The sequence below is a fragment of the Nocardiopsis synnemataformans genome, assembly GCF_965343085.1.
Taxonomy (GTDB): domain Bacteria; phylum Actinomycetota; class Actinomycetes; order Streptosporangiales; family Streptosporangiaceae; genus Nocardiopsis; species Nocardiopsis alborubida.
The window spans coordinates 41294-58171 of the sequence record NZ_CBDRFA010000053.1 but is presented as its reverse complement, the minus strand read 5'-3'; the positions used below and the strand labels follow the sequence as shown (position 1 = coordinate 58171).

At 71.9% G+C, this 16878-nt stretch carries 14 protein-coding genes; 7 read left to right on the top strand and 7 right to left on the bottom strand.

The features are described from left to right. The first annotated feature begins 310 nt into the window (after positions 1-310). Positions 311-1021, top strand: coding sequence for a CPBP family intramembrane glutamic endopeptidase (locus ACSIH6_RS26465; protein WP_435111058.1), 711 nt, complete (start codon positions 311-313; stop codon positions 1019-1021). Positions 1022-1273: 252 nt separating this feature from the next. Here the strand turns inward: ACSIH6_RS26465 and serB are convergent, their stop codons facing one another. Both serB and ACSIH6_RS26455 read right to left on the bottom strand, forming a co-directional pair. Beyond that, positions 1274-2533 carry a phosphoserine phosphatase SerB gene (serB, locus tag ACSIH6_RS26460; protein WP_435111057.1) on the bottom strand — a complete coding sequence of 420 codons (1260 nt, stop codon included), beginning with the start codon at positions 2531-2533 and terminating at the stop codon, positions 1274-1276. 101 nt (positions 2534-2634) lie between these two features. Further along, entirely contained in the window at positions 2635-3288 is a 654-nt protein-coding gene (locus tag ACSIH6_RS26455) for a DUF1707 SHOCT-like domain-containing protein (RefSeq protein ID WP_435111056.1), read from the bottom strand. 341 nt (positions 3289-3629) lie between these two features. Between ACSIH6_RS26455 and ACSIH6_RS26450 the strand changes: the two genes are divergently transcribed. Continuing rightward, positions 3630-5231 carry a serine hydrolase domain-containing protein gene (locus ACSIH6_RS26450; RefSeq protein ID WP_435111055.1) on the top strand — a complete coding sequence of 534 codons (1602 nt, stop codon included), beginning with the start codon at positions 3630-3632 and terminating at the stop codon, positions 5229-5231. A gap of 116 nt (positions 5232-5347) precedes the next feature. Here ACSIH6_RS26450 and ACSIH6_RS26445 read toward each other — a convergent pair whose 3' ends face one another. After that, entirely contained in the window at positions 5348-6130 is a 783-nt protein-coding gene (locus ACSIH6_RS26445) for an Rv1486c family protein (RefSeq protein WP_435111054.1), read from the bottom strand. Positions 6131-6186: 56 nt separating this feature from the next. On the opposite strand from ACSIH6_RS26445, the gene ACSIH6_RS26440 reads away from it, so the two are divergent. The 3 genes from ACSIH6_RS26440 to ACSIH6_RS26430 all read left to right on the top strand — a co-directional run bounded on the left by ACSIH6_RS26440 (position 6187) and on the right by ACSIH6_RS26430 (position 9300). Then, the gene (locus ACSIH6_RS26440) at positions 6187-6972 is read left to right on the top strand and encodes an ABC transporter ATP-binding protein (RefSeq protein ID WP_435111053.1); all 786 of its coding nucleotides are present in this window, start codon (positions 6187-6189) and stop codon (positions 6970-6972) included. Positions 6973-7377: 405 nt separating this feature from the next. Continuing rightward, a complete protein-coding gene (locus tag ACSIH6_RS26435) occupies positions 7378-8301 on the top strand; it encodes an SPFH domain-containing protein (protein WP_017563493.1) in 924 nt (307 codons plus the stop codon). Between the two features lie 240 nt (positions 8302-8541). Further along, complete coding sequence (locus ACSIH6_RS26430; protein WP_435111052.1) at positions 8542-9300, top strand: sulfite exporter TauE/SafE family protein; 759 nt, start codon at positions 8542-8544, stop codon at positions 9298-9300. Positions 9301-9382: 82 nt separating this feature from the next. On the opposite strand, the gene ACSIH6_RS26425 is transcribed toward ACSIH6_RS26430, so the two are convergent. The 3 genes from ACSIH6_RS26425 to ACSIH6_RS26415 all read right to left on the bottom strand — a co-directional run bounded on the left by ACSIH6_RS26425 (position 9383) and on the right by ACSIH6_RS26415 (position 11671). Next, entirely contained in the window at positions 9383-10006 is a 624-nt protein-coding gene (locus tag ACSIH6_RS26425) for an HD domain-containing protein (protein WP_017563491.1), read from the bottom strand. 211 nt (positions 10007-10217) lie between these two features. Beyond that, complete coding sequence (locus ACSIH6_RS26420; RefSeq protein ID WP_435111051.1) at positions 10218-11087, bottom strand: alpha/beta hydrolase family protein; 870 nt, start codon at positions 11085-11087, stop codon at positions 10218-10220. Further along, positions 11081-11671, bottom strand: a complete 591-nt coding sequence (locus ACSIH6_RS26415) for a TetR/AcrR family transcriptional regulator (RefSeq protein ID WP_435111050.1) — start codon at positions 11669-11671, stop codon at positions 11081-11083. Before ACSIH6_RS26415 ends, ACSIH6_RS26420 begins: the two co-directional genes overlap by 7 nt. A gap of 403 nt (positions 11672-12074) precedes the next feature. Between ACSIH6_RS26415 and ACSIH6_RS26410 the strand changes: the two genes are divergently transcribed. Both ACSIH6_RS26410 and add read left to right on the top strand, forming a co-directional pair. Beyond that, a complete protein-coding gene (locus tag ACSIH6_RS26410) occupies positions 12075-13532 on the top strand; it encodes an aldehyde dehydrogenase (NADP(+)) (RefSeq protein WP_150248480.1) in 1458 nt (485 codons plus the stop codon). Positions 13533-13915: 383 nt separating this feature from the next. Next, on the top strand, positions 13916-14974 hold the full coding sequence (gene add / locus ACSIH6_RS26405; protein WP_435111049.1) for an adenosine deaminase: 1059 nt from the start codon (positions 13916-13918) through the stop codon (positions 14972-14974). Here the strand turns inward: add and ACSIH6_RS26400 are convergent. Beyond that, positions 14971-16095, bottom strand: a complete 1125-nt coding sequence (locus ACSIH6_RS26400) for a CapA family protein (protein WP_435111048.1) — start codon at positions 16093-16095, stop codon at positions 14971-14973. The genes add and ACSIH6_RS26400 overlap by 4 nt on opposite strands. Positions 16096-16878 lie beyond the last annotated feature (783 nt).

Here is a 16878-nt window from a genome sequence, read left to right as displayed (position 1 = left end):
CGGGGCGGTCCCCCACTTTTTTGTGCTGGGGTTTGTGCGTTTGTGAACGCTGGGGTGGGTCCCCTTGTCCCCCGAGAGAGCTACGTGCAGGTGTCCACTGCACGGTGACGATTTCAAACCGCCGGATCCGTAGTGTTCGATGCAGCTGCGGCATTCCGTCCGCGGGTCCGGCGAAGGAGTTTTCGTGAGAATAGTTTGGCAGTTCCTGGCCGTCGCAGCGGTCTCTCTCATCGGGGGTCAGAGCCTTTTCGCGGTGCAGGGGAACCCGTGGCTCACAATCGCCGTCGGTGTTCTGACAGCTGTGGTTTCGGTGTTCGTCTACAGGTGGGTGGTACGCCGGACCGAGCGCCGCGAGGTCACGGAGCTCGCTCGGAAGGGCGCGGTGTCCGCGACCGGCCTGGGGACGCTGATCGGTGTCGGGCTGTTCGGGCTCGTCATCGCGAACATCGCCTTCCTCGGGTTCTACCAGGCCAACGGTGTGGGCTCGATGACGGGCGCGCTGGGGCTGCTCGGCTTCATGGCCGCGGTCGCGGTGGGTGAGGAACTGATGTGGCGCGGCGTCCTGTTCAGGATCGTCGAGGAGCGCACCGGGACGTGGATCGCGTTGGTGCTGACCGGTGTGCTGTTCGGCCTGGTGCACCTGATCAACCCGCACGCCACCCTGTGGGGCGCCCTCGCCATCGCGATCGAGGCCGGCGGCATGCTCACCGCCGCCTACATCGCCACCCGCAGCCTGTGGCTGCCCATCGGCCTGCACTTCGGTTGGAACATCGCCGGGTCCGCCATCTTCAGCACCGCGGTCTCGGGCAACGACACCCAGCAGGGACTGCTGGACACCACGTTGTCGGGCCCGATGCTGATCACCGGCGGCGACTTCGGACCGGAGGGAAGCCTGTACTCGATCCTGTTCTGCACAGTGGCGACGATCGTGTTCCTGTGGATGGCCCACCGGCGCGGCCGTCTGGTACCCCTCCGCCGACGTGCGGACGGGGTCGGCGCCACCGCCGCCCCTTCCCGGTAACCGGCCCACGGTGACCCGGAGACCGCGTCCCAGCGGTCGTCCGCGCCTACCGCCGCGGCCCGGTGGCCTGACACCTGGTGACCTGACGCGCCGCGCGGTCCGCGCGGGCCGCGGTGTGCGTCAGGCCCCGAGTGGCCACCGCGATCCGCGGCCCTCGGGCGGCGGTCCGCAGCCCTCACCGGCTCCCTGCGTCCTCCGGCTCCCTGCGTCCTCCGGCCGCGGGGGCCGGGAGGACACAGGGCTCCCGGGTCGTCAGCCAGGCAGCACCGAGCTCGAAACCGGTTCGATCTGCCCCCGCATGTCCGCGGCCTCGATCTCCTCCCGGGTGATCCCGAGGATGAACGCGATCGTGTCCAGGTAGGGCACGTTCACCGAGGTGTCGGCCTGTTGCCGTACGACCGGCTTGGCGTTGAACGCCACGCCCAGTCCCGCCGCCTGCAACATGTCCAGGTCGTTCGCGCCGTCGCCCACGGCCACGGTCTGCTCCAGGGGAACACCGGCCTCCGCTGCGAACCGCTCCAGGGTGGTCGCCTTGCCCTTGCGGTCGATGATCGGCCCCACCAGCTCACCGGTGAGCTGGCCGTCGATGATCTCCAGGGTGTTCGCGGCGGCGTAGTCCAACCCGAGGCGCTCGACGAGCACGTCCGTGAACTGCGTGAAGCCGCCGCTGACGATCCCGCACTCGTAACCCAGGCGCTTCAGGGTGCGCACCAGCGTCCTGGCGCCCGGCGTCAGCTGGATCTCCTCGCACACCTTCGGGATGGCGGAGGAGTCCAGGCCCTTGAGCAACATCACCCGGCGGCGCAGCGACTCCTCGAAGTCCAGCTCGCCGCGCATGGCCTCCTCGGTGACCCGGGCGACCTCGTCCGCGCATCCGGCGTGCGCGGCCAGCAGCTCGATCACCTCGCCCTGGATCAGCGTGGAGTCCACGTCCATGACGATGAGGTGCTTGGCCCGCCGGTGCAGGCCGCTGGGCTGCACGGCCACGTCCACCCCCTGGGTGGCCCCCTCCATGGCGAGTTCGGCGCGCAGCTGGTCGACGTCGCCCCCGGAGATCTCCATCTCCACGGAGGTCACCGGGAAGCTGGACAACCGCTCGATCCGGTCGATGTTCGCGCCTGCGCGCGCGACGCACGACGTGAGGGCGCCCAGGGCGCCGGGACGCAGCGGGTCGGCCAGGACGGTCACGTGCAGGCGGTCGTGGACGACCGCCTTCACACGGCCGTTGTCCTTCCCGCCGCCCTTGCCGTAGCCGACCTCCATGTCGAGGTCGATAGCGGTCTTGTCGAGCGCGCTGCGGACCTCCTCGAAGACCCGCGCGGGGCTCACACCGGGAGCCACCCGCTCGTCCACCTCCAGGACCGCGCCCAGTACGAGACGGCCCGCGAGGACCACCTGTTCCAGGTCGGCGATGGTCACCGGAAAGACGGAGAGGGTGCTCAGAAGACGAGCACTGATGCCCGGACGGTCGTGGCCGGTCACCGTCACCAACAGCGTGGATTTATCGTTCATGGCGTTGTCCACGGTACTCGGCCACCCCGGAGGGGCGTCGCGCAGGGCTGACCCTTTTCCCAGCTAGTTCACTATGTGGACAGCTGGAGGCGCGACGTACGTCACCTGTCCTTCCGGCTCTTCTTCTTTCGCTTGGGTCCCTTGGCCTTGATGTCCACCCCACCCAGCATGCAGGTCCCGGTCAGACGGACGACCGGGGCGTTCGGGTCGGTGACCTGGTCCGTTCCGTGCATGTCGGCGCCGCCCAGGATCGCGGACGTGTTGTTGATCACCCTCACCCCGTGGGGCACGGTGATGTCCACCCCGCCCATGATCACCGCGACCTGGATGGTCACCTCGTGCTGGCTGAGCACCGCCTCGCGCAGGTCCAGTTCCACGCCGCCGCACAGCACGGACACGTTCGTGCGCGGCTCGACCAGCCAGCGGCCCTTGCGCTCGCAGCCGCCGAACACCGCGACCAGGTTCTCCGAGCCCTTGCTCTGTCCGGCCAGGTCGCGCGCCTCGCTGCCCAGGATCTCCATGCCGCTGGGCTCGTCGGAACGCCGTTCCATCGACGCGTAGTCGTACCCGTGGCCGGGCACGGGCAGGTCCTCCACGATGGGGCCGAGCTCGCCCATGGTCTTGGCCTTGTAGAGGGTGTCCAGCCGTTCCTCGTGCTCGACCGGGGTCAGGCGCCCCTCGGCCAGGGCCTCGCGCAGCCGCTCGGCAACCTTGTCCCGGTCCGCGTCGGAGGCTCGGATGTGCTCGGGCTGCATGATGACGGGTCTCCTCGTTCCTTCCGTGGGACCGGGGGTCCGGCCTGCCACACACCCAGTATCGGCATTCTCCGCCGCCACGGGATCAGGTAACGTCCCTGGCCCTACCCCGAGAATCCCGCTTCCCGTCCCAGGGTGTCCCTCCCCTCCTCCAGGGTGGCCCGCGCGGGCGCGCGGAACAACCCCCGCCCCGCCCCTGCTCAGCGCCTCCTGGCCGGAACCGGGCCGGTCCCGGGGCCGCGGGGTGGTGCGCGCCGCAGGGCCGCCGTGGTGGGGACCCCAGGAGAGGTCCGAGGTCCACACCATGGAGGACGCCCCGCCGCCCTCCCTAGCGTGGCCGCATGCCTCCAGACCCACGCCCACGCCCAGACTCAGACCCGCTCCTGGACCCAGGCGCAGTCCCACGCCGAGGCCCGGGAACACGCTCAGGTCCACGCCGTGGCTACCGCGTCCTCTGCGTCCTGGGAGCCTCCGCCCTGCTGCTCCTGCACGCGGCACCCGCCTCCGCCGAACCCTCCCGCTCCCCGTCCCCCGCGGCCGTCGACGCCCTCGTGGAGGAGTACCGCGAGGCCACCGGCCTCCCCGGCGCGGCGGTGGTCCTGACCCACGGCACGGAGGTCGTCCACGCGGAGGGGTACGGCACGACCCCCAGCGGGGAACCCGTCACCGAGCACACGCCCATGGCCGTGGCCTCGGTGAGCAAGTCCTTCACCGCGTTGGCGGTCCTCCAGCTGGCCGAGGCGGGAGAGCTCGGCCTGGACGACCCGGTGCGGGAGCACCTGCCCGGGTTCACGATGGCCGACCCCCGCGCGGCACGGATCACCGTCCGCCAGCTGCTCGACCAGACCTCCGGCATGTCCGACTCCGAGTTCGCCTCCTACAGCCGGGGCCGGAGCACGCTCACCCTGCGCCAGTCCGTCGAGGACCTGCGCGACGCCGGTCTGGCCGCCGAACCCGGCACGCGGTGGGAGTACCACAACCCCAACTTCCAGGTCGCCGCCCGCCTGGTCGAGGTGGTCAGCGGACGGTCCTTCGCCGACTACCTGGACGAGCGGGTCCTCTCCCCGCTGGGGATGGACGACAGCACCACCATCGACACCGACCTCGATCTGCCGCCCAGCGCGCGCGGCCACATCAGCGTGCTCGGCCGCTCGTTCCCGGCGGACGAACCCCCCGGGTTCGGCAACGGCTCGGGCGGTGTCCTCAGCACCGCCGCGGACATGGGCGCGTGGCTCGTCGCCCACAACAACGGCGGACGGGGGCCGGGCGGCGGCCGGATCCTGTCCGAGGAGGGCGTCGAGACCCTGCACACCCCCTCGACGGTCTCCGAGGGCTCCTACGCCCTGGGGTGGTCGCTGGACGAGACCGGTTCGGGAGCACCGGTGGTCGAGCACGGCGGCAACCTGCTCACCGCCACCGCGCACCAGGCGCTGCTGCCCGACAGCGGCCACGGTGTGGCGGTCATGGCCAACAGCGGATCGGAGGGCAGCGGCGCCTCCGCCCTGGCGGGCGCGCTCGTGGAGCTGGTCGACTCCGGACGGGCGCCCACACCGCCGACGGGAACGGCGATGTTGGTCACGGACGCCGTCCTGCTCGCCCTGGGCGCCGCCGCCGTGCCGCTGGCCTGGAGGGGCGTCCGGCGCGCGGGCGACTGGGCCCGTGCGCGCGGGGGCGGGCCGTGGTGGGCCGTGTCGGCGCGCCTGCTGCCCTACGCCGTGCCGCCGCTGTTGCTGGCTGTCCTGCACGAGGTGGTCGGATGGCTCTACCGGGGCAGGGACGTGGCGTGGTTCCAGGTGCCCTACCTGTTCACGTCGTTCTGGGTGGCCCTTCTCATGCTCGCCCTGGCCTGTGCGGCGGTCGCCTCGGTCCGCGTCGTCCGTCTGGTGGCGGTGCGCCGTGGGAGCGGCGGCACCGGCGGTCAAGCGGAGCGCGCCTCGGACTGAGCGCCCGGGCGGCCCGGTTCCCCGCGCCCGGGGGGCGGGGTCGGCCCGGCCGTCCCAGCTCTCCGGTTCGCTCCCGGACAGCGGTCCTGCGGCGGCCCGACGGCTCCCGGGTCCGCTCAGCGCCCCGGCACACCCCGGTCGGACAGGTCGATCGCCCCGTGCGCGGCCACCAGGGCCCGGCGCACCGCCGCGTCCAGCCTCCGCAGCCCCTCGGAGCGGGCCGTCGCCTGGTGGGCGGTCAGCCCCCGTCCCGACGACGGATCGGCCAGCTGCACCACCCTGGCCAGCCGTCCCGCCTGCTCCGCCACCCGGTGCGCCCGCGGCGGGTACCCGCGCGCCAGCGACGACGGACCGCCGCCGTCCAGTTCGCCCAGATGGCGGTGCACGTCCGGCGCGAACGGCGCGACGTCGTCCACGCCCTCCATCGCCCGGGCGGCCTCGATGAGGGCGAGCTTGAGCGCCTGCTCCGCCTCGGCCAGGCCGGGTACCTGCGGCAGCGCGTCGTTCGCCGGATACGGTGTCCACGAAACGCCCACATAGGATGAACCACGCCGGTCGGCGGAGGGCACCAGGCCCACCTGCCGGTCGGCGAGCCGCACCAGTACCCCCTCCCGCGCCTCGACGGCGGCCTGGTTGAGTTCCTTGGGGCCCACCAGTCCGAGGGGATCTCCCCAGGTGGGCAGGGCCAACCGGAAGGCGGACAGCCCCAGGCCGCGAAGCCGTGTCAGTGCGGCCCGCAACGGTACGCCGCTGTCGAAGGGCAGGTCCACGGCCGGTACTGTCCCGATCAGGTTGGGACCACCGCGCCGCTCGACGACGTCGACGGCCTCGTCGAGGCCGACGTGTCCGGACAGCCAGGCGTTGCCCCAGGCGACGAGTGGTGCGGACGAGAGATGCATTGCTTCAGGGTAGGGCGGCCCGTGCACCGGCGTGGGACGTGACGTGAGGGAGGACGATGGACGGGCGTGTTCTGGGCCTGAGCGGGGTCACGGTGCGGAGGGGCGACGCCCATCTGCTGGACGGGGTGGACTGGACGGTCCTGGAGGGCGAGCGCTGGGTCGTCCTCGGCCCCAACGGTGCGGGCAAGACCACGCTGCTCAACGTGGCCTACAGCCAGACGCACCCCACCGCGGGCGAGGTGGAGATCCTCGGCGAGCGGCTGGGCCGGGTGGACGTGTTCGAACTGCGTCCGCTCATCGGCTACGCGGGCGCCTCGGTGGCGTCGCGGATCGAGGAGGGCACCGAGGTCCTCGACATCGTGCTGAGCGCCGCCTACGGCTACGTGGGCCGCTTCCGCGAGGAGTACGGGAACCCGGACTACGGCCGCGCCCGCGCCCTGCTGGGCCACTGGGGCGTCGGCGACCTGGCCGACCGCCGGTTCCACACCCTCTCCGAGGGCGAGCGCAAGCGCGTGCTCATCGCCCGCGCGCTGATGTCGGACCCCGAGCTGCTGCTCCTGGACGAGCCCGCCGCCGGGCTGGACCTGGGCGGCCGGGAGGACCTGGTGCGCCGTCTGGGGAGCCTGGCCCGCAACGAGGCCGCGCCCGCGCTGGTGGTGGTGTCCCACCACGTGGAGGAGATCCCCGCCGGGACCACGCACGCCCTGCTGCTGCGCGGGGGCTCGGTGGTGCAGGCCGGTCCGATCGACGGGGTCCTGACCGCGGACCACCTGTCGGAGACCTTCGGGCTCGCGCTGAAGGTGGAGAGGGACGGGGACCGCTGGGGCGCCCGGGCCGTCTGAGCTCTCGGGCGCTCGGAGCGCTCGGAGCACGGGGCACCGGAGGCCGTCCGGGCGGGCGTTGTGCCCGAAGTCCCGGGCGACCGGACACCCGGCCGTCTGAGCACGTGTTACGTCCGGGAGCACGAGTCCCCCCGAGGACTGATTCCCTCTTATTGGATTGCGTTAACGAAGCAAATGTATTGACCATAAACAGCGTTTCTGTCCGGATGTGGTCGCCCCGGCGCATATGGGGTAGCGTCAGCGAGCGGTGAGCGGATCGCTCCATTTCGGCGCGCTTTATGATCTTCGGGTGGGCGGGGCCGCCGGGCGCGGTCCGTGCCCGCCTGTCACCCCCGTCAGGAGATCCGGAGCTGCCCAGATGCCGATACCGAATGACGTCCTCCGTCCGGAAACCGGGGCGGCCCCATGACCATGATCATCATCGTGGCGCTTTTCGTCGCGGTTCTGCTGCTCGTCTTCTGGCGGAGCGTGCGTATCGTTCCGCACTCGATGGAGGACGTCGTCGAGCGTTTCGGTAAGTTCCACCGGACGTTGAGCTCGGGTTTCAACATCGTCGTCCCCGGTGTGGACCACGTGCGCGAGCGCATCGACCGCCGCGTCCAGGTCGTGAGCTTCCCGCCGCAGTCGGCCATCACCGAGGACAACCTCGCGGTCGAGGTCGACTCGGCGGTCTACATCAGGGTCGTGGACGCCTACCGGGCCACCTACGAGGTGGCCAACTTCATCCAGGCCGTCGAGCAGCTGACCCTGGCCACGCTGCGCAACGTCATCGGCGGTATGAACCTGGAGGGGACGCTCACCTCCCGCGACGCGATCAACCGCGAGCTGAAGGCCGTGCTGGACGAGGCCACCAGCGACTGGGGCATCGAGATCAGCCGCATCGAGCTCAAGGGCATCGAGCCGCCGTCCTCCGTGCAGGAGGCGATGGAGATGCAGATGCGCGCCGACCGGGAGAAGCGCGCCCAGCTGCTCAGCGCCGAGGGCGAGAAGCAGTCCGCCGTCCTGCGCGCCGAGGGTGAGCGCTCGGCGGCGGTGCTGCGGGCCAGGGGCGCGGCCGAGGCGCAGGCGCTCACCTCCAAGGCCGACGCCGAGGCCCAGACCACCCGGGCCCGCGGTGAGGCCGACGCCATCCACATGGTGTTCAAGGCCCTGCACACCAGCCGGGTCGACCCGGACGTGCTGGCCTACCACTACCTCCAGAAGCTGCCGGAGATCGCCCGGGGCGACGCCAACAAGGTGTGGATCGTCCCGGCCGAGATGGGCCAGGCCCTCAAGGGGGTCGGCGCCGCGTTCGACCGGCTGCGCGACGACGTGGTCCGGGCCCCCTGACCCGGCTCCGCCGCTCGGCACCCGGGCGCGCTGACCCCTGAGCGAGGGGGACCCACCCCGTCGGCCGGTCCGGTCCCCGGGTGTCGGACCGGCTGACGGAAGGCCGGGCCGCGAGGGCCTGAGCCCGGTACTGGACCGGGCTCAGGCCCTGCGCGCATCCCGGCATGATCATCCGATGACCCGCTCTCGTAGTCTGTTGTCGCCCTCGACCGTCGGGGGCGGACAGGGAGAGCTGGGCGGATGGAACTCTGGGAGGCGGCGGTCATCCTTCTCGCCGGTGTGGCGGCCGGCGGGATCAACGCCATCGCGGGGTCGGGGACGCTGTTCACCTTCCCCGTGCTCCTGGCGCTCGGCTACCCGCCGATCACCGCGACCGTCTCCAACAGCATCGGCCTGGCCCCCGGGACGCTCAGCGGCACCATCGCCTACCGCCGGGAGCTGGCTGGCCAGCGCGCCCGCATCCTCCGGCTGGGCAGCATGTCCTTCCTCGGCGCGGTGACCGGCGCCCTGCTGCTGATCTACCTGCCCCCGGGCGTGTTCGAGGCCGTGGTGCCGTTCATGATCGGCTTCGCCTGCGTGCTGATCGTCCTCCAGCCGCGGATCACCCGGTGGGTCCGCTCGCGCAGGCCCGCCCACAAGGACGGCGGTCCGCTGCTGCCGCTGGGCGCCTACGCGACCGGCGCCTACGGCGGCTACTTCGCCGCCGCCCAGGGGATCATCCTCATGGGCATCCTGGGCACCGCCCTGGATGAGGAGCTCCAGCGGCTCAACGCCCTGAAGAACATGCTCGCCACCATCGTCAACACCACGGCGTCGGTGTTCTACATCATCCTGGCCGAGCCCGCCTGGCCGGTGGTCGGCCTCATCGCCTGCGGGACGATCATCGGCGGTTACCTGGGCGGGAGGTTCGGGCGCAAGCTCAGCCCGGCCGCCCTGCGGGTGTGCCTGGTGCTCGTGGGCCTGTCCGCCGCGGTCCAGATCCTCATGGGCTGGGTCTGACCCCGCGGCGCCGGGCCCCGCACGGGCCCCGCGGCGCCCTCCGCGGTGTCCCGTGAGGGGGCTTCGCGCCGGGCCCCGCCGCTCAGGTCCGGAAGTACCCGCGGCGGTCGGCGTCGTCCACCAGGGCGGTCGCGTAGGCGCCCAGCGCCTCCGATCCCTCCTGGATCAGCTTGACCTTCTCCATCACCTGCGCCCGGGTGATCCCGAAGCGCACCCACGTGCCGCCCTCGTTGTGCCAGTTGGCGAGCATGGGCGAGAGCCGGTCGACCGCGCGGGCGAACCGCGCCTCGGCGGTGGCGCGCGCCTCGAACTCCTCCCACAGCTCGCGGGCCCGCTCGGCCTGGTCCTCGGGCAGGAGGGGGAAGATGCGGTCGGCCGCGGCGCGCTCGCGCTCCGCCTGGGTCCGGGAGTTGACGGTGTCGAAGAGGAAGGTGTCCCCGGCGTCGATCTCGACGATGTCGTGGAGGACCAGCATCTCGACGACGCGGTCGATGTCGGTGCCCTCCGGCGCGTACTCGGCGAAGGTGCGTGCTGACAGGGCCAGGTGCCAGGAGTGCTCGGCCGAGTTCTCCCGCCGGGAGCCGTCCACCAGGAGGGACTGCCGCAGGATGCGCTTGAGTTTGTCGACTTCCAGAAGGAAGCGGAGTTGCGCGTTCAACCGCTCGTTGTCGACCCCGCTGGCAAAGACCGGTGCCGGTTCCGTCACGTGGTTCGCCCTCCTGAAGGATGAGTCGAAACGGTCAGGTGGGCCGCTCGGTGCGGCCGCCCCTGGATGATCCCATGGAACGCGCACCAGCTGTCGCGGCGGCGTCCGTCAAGGGGACGCGGGAGGAGGCGCCAGGGTGCACCCGGTGAACGGCGGGTTTCACGCCGGGCCGGGGTGCGGACGGAGCACCCGGCAGGACCCGCCGGAGCGCCTATCCGGCCGTCCGGACCTGGGCGGAAGAGCTGAGGTGCTGGTGGAACCACTCGGTCAGCGCCCGGTCGGTGAGGACCCCGGCCGGGGTGAGCGGGCCGGGGCGCAGGCCCGGCTCCGGACCGATGGCGTGGGCCAGGTCGGGGACCACGATGTGACGGAGCGCATGCTCGGGTGCGTGGGCCGCCACGGCGTCGTACAGCGACCGGCCGTGCTCGGGGGGCACGACCTCGTCCCGGCCCCCGCTGACGACGAGCAGGGGGACGCGGTCGCGGGAGACCTCCTCGGCGCGGTCGCCGAAGTCCAGCCAGCCGCGGGTGCTGCGGGCCTGCTCGGTCCACTCGTAGGCCGTGCCCGTGCGCCGCTCCCGCGCGGCGATGACCAGGGCGGGGTCCACGACCGGGTTGACGACGGCGGCGGCGCCCACGGGCAGGCGTCCCTCGGCCAGGGTGAGCAGCACGGCCGCGGCTCCGGCGCCCACGCCGACCAGCCCGACGGGGGCGTCGGTGACGGGGAAGGCGGCGCGCAGTTCGGCGGTGACGCGGTGGAGCTCGGCGGCGGCCTCCTCGACCACCGGGCCGAACAGCTCGACGAGGTAGTCGCGTTCGCCGCGCCGGTTGATCTCGGCGATGCCGCCCTCGGGGAGTCGGGCCCCGAACAGGGGCAGGCCCAGGTAGACCCGCCAGGCCGGGAGCGGGGCCATGGGCACGGTTCCGGCCAGGGCGGTCTCGGCCCGGGGTGGCTCGAAGGCGTGCAGGCCCAGGACGAGCGGGGCCGGGACGTCACCGCTGGCGGGCGGCAGGGCCAGGAAGGGCACTCCGGCGGCCGTTCCGGTGACGGGTCGGGAGAGGGCGCCGGCGTCGGCTACCACGGATGGTCGCCTCCGTTGCGTTGGGAGAAGTGGGACAGGTAGCTGCTGACCAGGTGCTTGGCCTCACGGACGAGGACAGGGTCGCCCTCGGGGTCGTCGCGGAAGGCGAGCTTGAGCACGGCGTCCGCGGCCTCGACGGCGACGTTGATGGCCCGGTCCAGTTCGTCATTGTCGGGGATGCCTGTGACAGAGACGATGATCCTGCGCAGGCGGATGGAGATGACGCGGTTGTTGTCGGCGCCTCCGTTGAGGAGGCGTGTGTCGACGATGTCACCGAAGTGCAGACTGCGAAAGCCGGGCACGTGGCGGTGCATGTCGATGTACTCGTCGACCACCGCGTCCACGGCCAGGGTCCAGTGGCTGAAGGAGGCGTCGGCGAGGCGCTCGGTGACGCGCGCGCCGAACTGGTCGAGGAAACGCAGCCCGAGGGCCTGGGTGATGGCCTTCTTGTCCGGGAAGAACTGGTAGACGGAACCGATGGCGACCCCGGCGCGCTCGGCGATCCTGGTCGTGGAGAGGTTGTCGTAGCCGACCTCGTCGAGGAGTTCGGCGCAGCAGTCGAGCATGCGCTGGACCCTGAGCATGCTGCGCTGTTGGGCGGGCAGCCTCCGCAGCGGCGCCTGCGCGAAGGCGAGTTCGTCGTGGGCGACGCTGGCTCGTCCACGGTCCTCGCGTGACGCGTGGTCGCTCCCCGTGCTGCCTGGGGACCGTCGTGACCGCGGGGGTGTTGAGCTTCGGGAGTTTGTCGTCACAGTCCCTATGATGCCTTTCCGGAATCACCTGGTTCCGGGGAAATTCCAGTTTCGTTCCGCGGCCCCTCCCGAGGGCGCGGTCAGCGGTCCGGAGCGGCGGGAACCCCGGACAGGGTCTCCCGGTCGCTGTGCGCGCGGAGGGCGCACTCTGTCTGGATAGCGCTTTCCTGATCGGCTCTGGCATGGTTGTATCAGGGCCGACGCAGCGTACACACCCTCCTGGAGGCTGAGAGCCATGACCACCGCCCCGGACACCACGCCGGAGGAACTCGACGCCGTCATGGAACGGGCCGCCGCGGCGGCGCCGCTCCTGGCCGCCCTCACACCGGGCGAGCGCGCCGGACTGCTGCGGGCCGTCGCCGACGCCCTGGACGGCGCCGCCGACGAGCTCGTGCCGATCGCGATGGAGGAGGCGCACTACCCCGAGGCGCGCTGCCGGGGGGAGCTGGGCCGCACCACCTTCCAGCTGCGCCTGTTCGCCGAGGTCCTGGAGGAGGGCTCCTACCTGGAGGCCGCCGTGGACCCGGCCGACCCCGACTGGGGCACCCCGCGCCCGGACGTGCGCCGCCTGCTGGTCCCGCTCGGACCGGTGGTGGTCTTCGGGGCGAGCAACTTCCCGTTCGCGTTCGCCACGGCCGGAGGCGACAGCGCCTCCGCCCTGGCCGCCGGGTGCCCCGTGGTCGTCAAGGCCCACCCCGGGCACCTGCGGCTCGCCCGGCGCACAGCCGAGACGGTGGTCGCGGCGCTCGACGGCGCCGGAGCGCCCGAGGGCAGCTTCGCCCTGGTGGAGGGGGTGGAGACGGGCAAACGCGCGGTCACCCACCCGCTCACTCGGGCCGTGGGCTTCACCGGGTCCATCCCCGGCGGGCGGGCCCTGTTCGACCTGGCGGCCTCGCGTCCCGACCCGATCCCCTTCTACGGGGAGCTCGGCAGCGTAAACCCGGTGTTCGTCACCCGCGGGGCCGCCGCCGCGCGCGGCGACGAGATCCTGGGCGGGTACGCGGACTCGGCCACCATGGGATCGGGCCAGTTCTGCACCAAGCCCGGCGTGCTGTTCGTGCCGGAGGAGACCAAGCTCGACGCCCTCGTCGCCGACTTCGGCGCGCGTGCCGCCGCCCCGCTGCTCAACGAGCGGGTCTCCGAGGGCTTCGTACGCGGGCTGGACGCCCTGAGCGCCCACCCGGCCACCGAGGTGCTGGTCCAGGGCGTGCGCACCGGTGACGACTGGACCCCGTCCCTGCTGCGCACCGACCTGGACTCCCTGCTGGAGAACGCCGAGACCCTCCTGGAGGAGTGCTTCGGTCCGGCGACGCTCGTGGTCACCTACCCCGACGAACGGCGGCTGCTGGAGGCGGCCGGGGTGTTCGGCGGCCAGCTCACCGTGACCGTGCACGGCGAGGAGGACGACGAGATCGCGCCCGCGCTGCTGGCGCTGGGCGCCTCCCTGGCCGGACGGGTGCTCTGGAACAGCTGGCCGACCGGGGTGGCGGTCACCTACGCCATGACCCACGGCGGCCCCTACCCGGCCACCACCGCGCCGCTGCACACGTCGGTGGGCACCACCGCGGTCCGGCGCTTCCTGCGCCCGGTCACCTACCAGTCGGTCCCGCAGTCGCTGCTGCCCCGGGAGCTGCGCGACGACAACCCGCTGGGCGTGCCGCGCCGCGTGAACGGCGCCGCGCCCTCCGCCTGACCGCCCGCCTGCCGGGCGCGTCCGCGGACGCGCCCGGCCCGGCACTACGCGGCGGGTCGGGCCTCGCATCGGTCATAGGCCTGGCTCAGCGCCTCGGCCCGGCGCCGTCTCCTGGCTGCGTCTCCTGGCTGCGTCGGCCGGGTGCCGCCAGGCGGCCCACAGGTAGAGGACGAGGAAGAGGGAGTGCATCGTGACTTCGGGAGCGGTCACCGCGGTGAGGCCCTCCACCACCAGGTACGGCGGGGCCTGACGGGGGACGCGGAGGCCGCGGCGGGGGCTGGGGGATCACCCCCTCACCGTATCCGGGCCCGCTTCTGACGGACGGCTGTGAACTTGGCCGGAAAGGGCTTGGGACGACCTCCCGGCACGCGTAACTTGACGCCATGCACACCCACTCCACGCCTACCGACGTCGATGCGCTCGTCCGCGACCTGCCCAAGGTGGAACTGCACGTCCACCTCGAAGGTTCGATGCCCGCCGACACCCTGTTCGACCTCGCCCGCAGACACGGCGTCACCGACGTGCCCGACACCCTGGAGGCACTCCGGGACTGGTACGTCTTCACCGACTTCCCGCACTTCGTGGAGGTCTACCTCGCCTCGGTCGCGACCCTGCGCGAGGAGCAGGACTTCGCCCTCCTGGCCTCCGCGGTCGCCGAACGCCTGGCCGCGCAGAACGTGCGCTACGCCGAGATGCACGTCAGCCTCTACACCCACCTCATGCGCGGGGTGCCCGCCCGCGTGGTCTTCGACGGCATCGAGGAGGCCCGCCGCGCGGCCGAGAGTCGACACGGTATCCAGTTGCGGTGGATCCCCGACTTCCCCGCCGACTTCGGCCTGGAGAGCGCCGAGGCCACCGTGGAGGCGGTCCTGCGCGACGCGCCGCCCAGCGTCGTCGGCTTCGGCGTCGGAGGCGTGGAGACCCCGCTGGAGCAGTACGCCGGGGTGTTCGGCAGGGCCCGCGCCGCCGGGCTGGCCAGCCTGCCGCACGCCGGTGAGCACGGCGGCCCCGAACGGGTGCGCGAGGCCCTGGACGCGCTCGGCGCCGAGCGCATCGGCCACGGCATCGACTCCATGCGCGACGAGGCGCTGGTCGGCCGCCTGGCGGAGGGGCGCATCCCGGTGGACGTCAGCCCCACCTCCAACGTGTGCACCCGCGCCGTGGCGGAGCTGGGCGACCACCCGCTGCCCCGCATGCTGGAGGCCGGTCTGCTGGTCACCCTCAACACCGACGACCCGACCATGTTCGGCACCGACCTGAACAGCGAGTACCGCGCCGCGCACGCGCTGGGCCTGGACGCCGCCGACCTGGTCGGGCTCGCCGCGAACGGCGTGCACGCCTCCTACCTGGGCGCGGCCCGCCGCCACGCGCTGCTGGCAGAGATCGGCGAGGCCGCCGCGCGCCACGGCGTCGACCCGGCGAAGGTCGCGGCGCTGCGCTAGGCGGGGGAGTCGGCCAGCGGCAGCCCGCACTGGGCGCGCATGTCCACCCAGGTCCGTGTGGCCTGGGCGGCGGCCTCGCCCTCGTAGGGGGCGGGGACGCCGCCCTGAATCCGTGCCGGGGCCCAGTCCGACCGGGTCACGCTGCCCTGGTCGAAGGTGAGGGTGAGCACGCCCGTCTCCGCGGTGGGGCCCTCGAAGTTGTAGAAGACGAAGTTGCCCAGCCCGTAGTGCACGTACGAGTCGCCCAGGAACCCGCCCGGGGACAGCACGTGCGCGTGGCCGCCGACGACGGCGGACGCGCCCGCGTCGACCAGCTCCTGGGCCAGGGCGGGGGCGTGCGGGAGCGGGCAGTGCGAGCCCTCCAGGCCCCAGTGCAGGAAGACCACGACGTTGTCGTACTCGGCGGCGGCCTCCGAGACGGCGGTGAGCATCCGCTGCCTCATCTCGCCCTTGGTGGTGGCCAGGCCGGGCTTGCCCTCGCCCGCCGTCCACTCCGTCATCAGGTGGTCGTCCAGGACGTCGGTGGCGCCGAACAGGGCGACGCTCTGACCGTTGACCTCGGCGACGTGGGGCGTGTACGCCTCCTCGGCGTCGCGCCCGGCGCCGACCAGTGCCACGGGTGAGGCCTCGCCGTTGGCCAGGGTGTCGGTCAGCCCGTCCACGCCGTAGTCCATGCCGTGGTTGTTGGCGATGGTGGCCACGTCCACTCCCGCGGCGTCCAGGGCCTCCAGGGCGGTGGCGGGCGCGCGGAACGCGTACGTCTTGTCCGGGGCCGGGGTGCCGCCCTGGGTGACCGCGGTCTCCAGGTTGACCATGGCCAGGTCGGCGGCCGAGAGCTGCCGCGCGATCGGTGCGAGCGCGCTCTGGGGGGCGGCCAGGACCGGTTCGAGCATGCCCTCGAACATCACGTCACCGCCGAAGGCGATGGTGAAGGGCTCCGAGGCCCCGGGCCCCGCGCCGGGCGGGGGAGAGGCCGTGTCCTCGTCGGCGGGAGCGACCGTACCCCCGGACTGCCCCGGTGCCCCGTCGGCCGAGGAGCAGGCCGTGAGAAGGAGGACGAGGGTCAGCGCCGCGGCACCGGCCGTCTTGCGCGTGCGGGGACGCGGGGGTACGGGTTGCATGCATGCTCCAGTGGGGCGGGGGAAACGGGCGGCATGTCCTGATAATGGGACGCACATCACACATTTCCGGTTGGCCTTCATGGCTGGAGGGAACTGGGTGTTCCGATCCGTCACCAGCGATGACCACGGGTGTTCGTGCCCTTACCACGCGGGCGCGGAGCCGAGTCCGGGTGCCGACGGGTGTCGACGGTTCGTCGGGCCCAGGGTAGGCGCGCGTGACCAGCGCTTTTGTTGTGTTTGGCGAGGTCAGAGGCTTATGGGGTTCCTGGAGTCCCTGGGGCTGAAGAGAATCGCGCTCAAGGGTGACAAGCAGCACGTACCTCTTCTGGGGGTCACGGTCCCGGGGGACGTGACCCCAGGGGCCTCACTTCCGGCGGTGACGACCCCGGCGGCCGTGGTCCCGGCGGACGTGGCCCTGGCGGTCACGCCTCCGGGCGGTACGGCGCCACTGACGGGGTTCCGCGAGCGGGCCCCTCATCTCATCTCCGACTTTTATCCCATAAGGGAATTCTCTTTGCTTAAGAGGGAAAACCGCCAGGGTTTTGGGCGCTGAAGGGCGACCTGGATACGAATCTGCGAAGTTGCTTAGTAGGTTCGCTTTTGAGGTTTACCGGGAAAATTTTCTTTTCCCGTGGCAACCTTGGGTGGTTGTACATAAGCATTCTGTAGTCAAGTGGGCGCGCCGTGAGCTGCTGTTATCACGTGAGGTAGTAAATACGTTGCGCGCTGTACTTATACTGGGGAAGCATATTTTCCGAAAACGCTTGCGAGCCTTCGGTGGCT

Coding starts and splice junctions, on each gene's coding strand:
- serB (WP_435111057.1), bottom strand. CDS start 2,533: ATGAACGATAAATCCACGCTGTTGGTGACGGTGACCGGCCACGACCGT.
- ACSIH6_RS26455 (WP_435111056.1), bottom strand. CDS start 3,288: ATGCAGCCCGAGCACATCCGAGCCTCCGACGCGGACCGGGACAAGGTT.
- ACSIH6_RS26450 (WP_435111055.1), top strand. CDS start 3,630: ATGCCTCCAGACCCACGCCCACGCCCAGACTCAGACCCGCTCCTGGAC.
- ACSIH6_RS26445 (WP_435111054.1), bottom strand. CDS start 6,130: ATGCATCTCTCGTCCGCACCACTCGTCGCCTGGGGCAACGCCTGGCTG.
- ACSIH6_RS26440 (WP_435111053.1), top strand. CDS start 6,187: ATGGACGGGCGTGTTCTGGGCCTGAGCGGGGTCACGGTGCGGAGGGGC.
- ACSIH6_RS26435 (WP_017563493.1), top strand. CDS start 7,378: ATGACCATGATCATCATCGTGGCGCTTTTCGTCGCGGTTCTGCTGCTC.
- ACSIH6_RS26430 (WP_435111052.1), top strand. CDS start 8,542: ATGGAACTCTGGGAGGCGGCGGTCATCCTTCTCGCCGGTGTGGCGGCC.
- ACSIH6_RS26415 (WP_435111050.1), bottom strand. CDS start 11,671: ATGCTCAGGGTCCAGCGCATGCTCGACTGCTGCGCCGAACTCCTCGAC.
- ACSIH6_RS26410 (WP_150248480.1), top strand. CDS start 12,075: ATGACCACCGCCCCGGACACCACGCCGGAGGAACTCGACGCCGTCATG.
- add (WP_435111049.1), top strand. CDS start 13,916: ATGCACACCCACTCCACGCCTACCGACGTCGATGCGCTCGTCCGCGAC.
- ACSIH6_RS26400 (WP_435111048.1), bottom strand. CDS start 16,095: ATGCAACCCGTACCCCCGCGTCCCCGCACGCGCAAGACGGCCGGTGCC.